General features: G+C 59.6%; 4 protein-coding genes and 1 pseudogene. 3 read left to right on the forward strand and 2 right to left on the reverse strand.

Annotated elements, in window-relative coordinates; all coding sequences use genetic code 11:
- Positions 1-62 precede the first annotated feature (62 nt).
- On the forward strand, positions 63-1412 hold the full coding sequence (locus CWE01_RS17135) for a hypothetical protein (protein WP_100941726.1): 1350 nt from the start codon (positions 63-65) through the stop codon (positions 1410-1412).
- 102 nt (positions 1413-1514) lie between these two features.
- On the opposite strand, the gene CWE01_RS17140 is transcribed toward CWE01_RS17135, so the two are convergent.
- Both CWE01_RS17140 and CWE01_RS17145 read right to left on the reverse strand, forming a co-directional pair.
- Positions 1515-2798 (reverse strand): FAD-binding oxidoreductase, encoded by a 1284-nt coding sequence (locus CWE01_RS17140; RefSeq protein ID WP_100941727.1) that lies wholly within the window; start codon positions 2796-2798, stop codon positions 1515-1517.
- A 12-nt stretch (positions 2799-2810) separates the two neighbouring features.
- On the reverse strand, positions 2811-4187 hold the full coding sequence (locus tag CWE01_RS17145) for a glutamine synthetase family protein (RefSeq protein WP_100941728.1): 1377 nt from the start codon (positions 4185-4187) through the stop codon (positions 2811-2813).
- A 503-nt stretch (positions 4188-4690) separates the two neighbouring features.
- On the opposite strand from CWE01_RS17145, the gene CWE01_RS17150 reads away from it, so the two are divergent.
- Positions 4691-5833: an ABC transporter ATP-binding protein gene (locus tag CWE01_RS17150; protein ID WP_100941729.1), complete on the forward strand. Its 1143-nt coding sequence runs from the start codon at positions 4691-4693 to the stop codon at positions 5831-5833.
- Positions 5830-6019 (forward strand): annotated as a pseudogene (locus tag CWE01_RS17155) (putrescine ABC transporter permease PotH); the annotation flags it as partial. The gene CWE01_RS17150 and the pseudogene CWE01_RS17155, both read left to right, overlap by 4 nt.

Below are 6019 nucleotides of genomic sequence, written 5' to 3' on the forward strand. Positions count from 1 at the left end.
CCCGCATTGACAGGCATAAGCCCAAACGATGCCAGGCGTTTTCCCTATCAAGGAGATGATCGATGAACCAGCCCCTAGCAAAGCTCACAGCATTCGCGGCGGCGGCCGCGTTGTTCAGCGTCGCCGCCCAGGCCGGCACCTACCCGGACTATGGCTACGCTCCACCCGACACCTATACCGGTGCCAAATTCGTCCTCAGCCAGAGTTATCCCACCACACCGCCCAAAGGCCCGCTGCCGGAGTTCTTCAAGAAGCTGCCGACCAAGCAGGACAATAATTTTGAGACCTGGCGCGCCTACATGGACGCGGTGAAAAACTACTGCCTGGAAGGTAACGTCGACGTCAATTGGGACGTTCAGAAAAACAAGGTTCGCCAGTGGTATCACATGCCGTGGCAGCACTATGGTCCCCTGGGGCGTGAGGGCATCCATGGCCTGACCAAGGAAGCGCAGATTCAGTCCCAGCAACTGGCCTCGACGCAAACCGCCACCGGCCAGACTTACGCCGTGGGTATCTACAACGACATCGGCGCCTACACCATCGGCCAGGTCTGGAAAGACCCGCAGAACCCTGATCCGAGCTACACCTCGCAGCCCAACAGCTTCCCCAACGGTACGGTCGTGTGCAAGGCACTGTTTGCCGACATCGACCGCAACACCGTGCCGTTCCTGGTCAACCCGGTGTTGTGGCAGGGCTATATCACCGACACTTTCACCTCCGCCAATCGCGAGGTGAAGGATGTTGCCCTGATCCAGATGGACATTGCCGTGCGTGATACCCGCATGAAGGAGACCGGCTGGATCTTCGGCACCTTCCAGTACAACGGCGCCAAGACCGGCAAGGCCGGTTGGGACAACCTGGTACCGGTGGGGATCATCTGGGGCAACGATCCAAAAGAAACCGGCAATGACTTCACCAACCCGAAACCGACCGTCACCAAGATCAACCCGGCGCTGCAACAGACCGCCATCAACGCCAACACCCAGGAGCTGCCGCCGACCCACCTGGGCTGGAACGGTCGCCTCAACGGTCCCGTGGACAATCCCAACAGCTCCTGCCAGAGCTGCCATATGACGGCTGAGTCGCCGCAAGTGGCGATCATGAATCCGCTGTTCCAGAAAAATCCGCCACCGGTGGGTTCGCCTGACTGGATGAGATGGTTCCAGAACATTCCGGCAGGCCATCCATTCACCCAGGGTACCAAGAGCACGGATTTCAGCCTGCAGATGGCGGGCGGACTGGTGAACTTCTATCAGTGGAAGTGTGACATGGGCGGTATCTACGAGAACGGCATCAACGCTTGCGCGAAAGCCGCCGGCCTGAAGTTGAAGATGCTGAAGTCTGGCGATGGCACGCCGCAGCCAATGCAACGCGTGATCCGCGATCCAAGCCTGGAACAACTGCTCCAGTAACCGGTGACAACCTCCGGGCACCGGGTGCCCGGAGGCTGACCCACACCCTCGGCAACAGCCATGGCCGACGGCCCCTTTGGGGCCGCCGCCATTGGGTTGCAGCTAGATCCCGAAACGGTCACGCATGGCGTAATACGCGGCGCCCATGGCCGTGAGCGGTGCCTGGAAGGTCCGCCCACCGATCATTGGCATGTGTGGCAAGGAGGCGAATGCGTCGAAACGCTCGGCGTCGCCGCGAATCACTTCCGAGATCAGCTTGCCGGCCAGGTGCGAGCAGGTGACGCCATGGCCGCTGTAGCCTTGCATGTAGTAGGCGTTTTTCTCGATGCGACCGAATTGCGGCATGCGTGACATGGTCAGCAGGAAATTGCCGGTCCAGCGGTAGTCGATTTTCACGTCCTTCAATTGCGGGAAGGTCTTGAGGATTTTCGGCCTGATCAGTTGCTCGATGTCGTCCGGTTCACGGGCGCCATAGACCACCCCGCCACCGTACAGCAGGCGGTTATCGGCGGTCAGGCGGTAGTAATCGAGCAGGTAGTTGCAGTCTTCGACACAGTAGTTGTGGGTGATCAGGCTGCGGGCGATTTTTTCCGACAGTGGCTCGGTCACGACAATTTGCGAACCGCAGGGCATGCTTTTGCGGGTCACGCGACTGTCGAGGTCCTGGGGCAGGTAGGCGTTACCGGCAATCAGCAGGTACTTGGCCCGAACCACGCCTTTGGCGGTGCGCACGCTGATCGGCTCGCCATAGGTGATCTCCACGGCGGCCGACTGTTCGAAGATCCTGCCGCCCAGGCCGATAAGGGCCGAGGCTTCACCGAGTGCCAGGTTCAGCGGGTGGATATGGCCGCCCTGCATGTCCAGCAGGCCGCCGACGTAGTTGTCGCAACCCACTTCACGCTTGATGTCAGCCGCATCGAGCATTTTCAGGTTTTTGTTACCGTAGCGCTCCCAGCTGCTTTTCTGCTCGGCCAGGCCTTTGAGCTGCTTCTTGTTCAGCGCGGCAAAGAGGCCACCCGGGCGGTAATCACACTGGATGTCGTAGTGCTGTATACGCTGACGGATGATGTCGGCGCCCTCAAAAATCATGCTGCCCAGCACTTCGGCGGTCTTCTCGCCGTAGCGGGCTTCGATGACATCCACGTCACGGCTGTAGGAGTTGACCAGTTGACCGCCGTTGCGACCGCTGGCGCCGAAACCGACCTTGGCGGCTTCGAGCACGGTCACGCTGTAGCCCGCCTCGGCGAGGAACAGGGCCGAGGACAGGCCGGTGTAGCCGGCACCGATCACGCAGACATCACATTCCACCTGTTCCTCAAGAACCGGGAAGTCGCCTGTGTGATTGCGGGTCGCGGCGTAATAGCTGTTTACATGGGTTTGTTTCATAAATCTCTCCGATCACACCGTGTGCAAGTACCAGTTGTACTCAAGGTCCGAGATGGAGTTCTCGAACTCGGCGAGCTCGCTTTCCTTGCACGCCACGAAGACGTCGATGTACAGCGGGTCGATGTATTTGGCCATGACTTCGCTGTCGTCCAGCTCGCGCAGGGCATCGCGCAGGTTGTTCGGCAGGCTCTGTTCGTTCTGCTCGTAGCTGTTGCCTTCCACCGGTGGACCCGGTTCGATTTCGTTGGTCAGGCCGTGGTGAATACCGGCCAGAACGGACGCCATCAACAGGTACGGGTTGGCATCGGCGCCGGCAACCCGGTGTTCGATGCGCACGGCATCGGCGGAACCGGTCGGCACACGCACCGCCACGGTACGGTTGTCGATGCCCCAGCTCGGCGAGTTCGGCACATAGAACTGTGCACCGAAACGACGGTACGAGTTGACGTTCGGGCAAAGGAACGCCATCTGCGCCGGCAGGGTCTCGAGCACACCGCCGATCGCGTGACGCAGCGCGGCGTTCTGCTCGGGATCCTCGCTGGCAAAGATGTTGTTGCCCTGCTTGTCGAGAATCGAAATGTGCACGTGCAGACCATTGCCCGCCTGGCCCGGATACGGCTTGGCCATGAAGGTGGTGTCCATCTCATGGTCGTAGGCGATGTTCTTCACCAGACGCTTGAGCAGCACCGCGTAATCGCAAGCCTTGATCGGGTCGGCGACGTGATGCAGGTTGACTTCGAACTGCGCCGGGGCGCTTTCCTTGACGATCGCGTCAGCCGGGATGCCCTGCTCTTTCGCGCCTTCGAGGATGTCTTGCAGGCAGTCGACGTATTCGTCCAGATCATCGATCAGGTAGACCTGGGTCGACATCGGACGTTTGCCGGACACCGGCGAGCGTGGCGACTGCGGGCGACCGTTCACGTTGTCCTGGTCGATCAGGTAGAACTCGAGCTCGAACGCGGCGCAAATGGTCAGGCCCATGTCATCGAACTTGCTCACGACCTGACGCAACACTTCCCGTGGGTCAGCGAAGAACGGCTGGCCTTCGAGTTCGTGCATGGTCATCAACAATTGCGCGGTCGGGCGCTTCTGCCAGGGCTCGATGCAGAGGGTATCGGGGATGGGGTAGCAGATCCGGTCCGAGTCGCCGATGTCCAGCCCCAGGCCGGTGCTTTCCACGGTAGAACCGTTGATGTCCAGGGCAAACAGTGACGCCGGGAGATTGATGCCTTTTTCGTAGACCTTGTGGAGACTGGTGCGCTCGATGCGCTTGCCGCGCACCACGCCGTTCATATCCGCAATCAGAAGATCGACGTACAAAACCTCAGGGTATTTCTTAAGGAATGCGTTCGCTTCATTGAGCTGAACGGTACGCAGGGGGACCGACATGAGGCACCTATAGTGTTAATTATTATGTTCACTTCCCATTCACGGAGCCAGTCAATCCGAAAGGCAAAGTGAAGTCAATAGCGAACATTTTTCCCCCCTGCGTTATTTTCAAGGCCGTTATTGGGCACAAAATGGCCTGTTCAGCCCTGGATCGCCGGTAACCCACGAACGTCCGCCACCCTACGTTTAGAATTTTTTACACGAGAGTTGTTAATTAAAATTAACAAGGCTAAGCTCCGGAAAAGCTCGCTCACGAGTGAAATGTCGCGATACCCGCTGACTGACGACTTCAATACCCACTCAACGATTCAACTGCCCCCGTGAAGCACACGGGCGTGCCTTTGCGCGCCCGCCCCTCACGACAACAAGACACCGCGATAACAACAAGCACGACCAGGCAGCCAGGACGGCGGCGCCGAATCAGCCCGCTCACCGCGGGCTGGCAATCAACTATTAAGTCAGGCCGTGTTGGCCTGGCGACTGAAACCTGTTGGGAGTTTCACATGGCAAACGCCTCCAGCATCTATAGGAAGGCTCTTGAAGGTCACCAGGCACCGAAACAGGTGCTGGTCAAAATCGACAGGGTCACGAAGAAGTTCGATGAGACGATTGCCGTGGACGATGTGTCCCTGGAAATCAAGAAGGGCGAGATCTTCGCCCTGCTCGGCGGATCGGGTTCGGGCAAGTCCACCTTGCTGCGCATGCTGGCCGGCTTCGAGCGCCCGACCGAGGGTCGGATTTACCTCGACGGTGTCGACATCACCGACCTGCCGCCCTATGAGCGGCCGATCAATATGATGTTCCAGTCCTACGCCCTCTTCCCCCATATGACCGTGGCGCAGAATATTGCCTTCGGCCTGAAGCAGGACCGTTTGCCCGCCAGCGAAATCGACGCCCGGGTGGCCGAAATGCTCAAGCTGGTGCAGATGAGCCAGTACGCCAAGCGCAAGCCGCACCAGCTTTCCGGCGGCCAGCGCCAGCGCGTGGCCCTGGCCCGTTCCCTGGCCAAACGTCCCAAGTTGCTGCTGCTCGACGAACCGATGGGCGCACTGGATAAAAAGCTGCGCTCGCAGATGCAGCTTGAGCTGGTCGAGATCATCGAGCGCGTTGGCGTGACCTGCGTCATGGTGACCCACGATCAGGAAGAAGCCATGACCATGGCTGAACGCATCGCCATCATGCACCTGGGCTGGATCGCCCAGATCGGCAGCCCGGTGGACATCTACGAAACCCCGGTCAGCCGGATGGTCTGCGAGTTCATCGGCAACGTGAACGCCTTTGACGGCACGGTCATTGACGATGCCGAAGGCCACGCAGTGATCGGCTGCAAGGACCTGGACCGCCCTATCTACGTCGGCCATGGCATCAGCACCTCGGTGCAGGACAAGTCGATCACCTATGCGATTCGCCCGGAAAAACTGCTGGTCACTCTGCAGAAACCCGAGTGCGAGCACAACTGGTCCAGCGGCAAGGTCCACGACATCGCCTACCTCGGCGGCCACTCGGTGTTCTACGTCGAGCTGCCGAGCGGCAAGGTGGTCCAGTCCTTCGTCGCCAACGCCGAGCGCCGTGGTACACGGCCAACCTGGGGTGACCAGGTCTACGTCTGGTGGGAAGACGACAGCGGCGTGGTACTGCGCTCATGACAGTCAAATCCCTGGTGCAACGAATCACCCCCAGTGGTCGCCAAGCGGTCATCGGGATTCCTTTCCTCTGGCTGTTCCTGTTCTTCATGCTGCCGTTCTTCATCGTCCTGAAGATCAGCTTCGCCGAAGCGGACGTAGCGATTCCGCCGTACACGCAGATCTACGGCTTCGTCGAACAGAAACTGC

It is taken from the genome of Pseudomonas sp. QS1027 (genome assembly GCF_002814235.1).
Taxonomy (GTDB): Bacteria; Pseudomonadota; Gammaproteobacteria; order Pseudomonadales; family Pseudomonadaceae; genus Aquipseudomonas.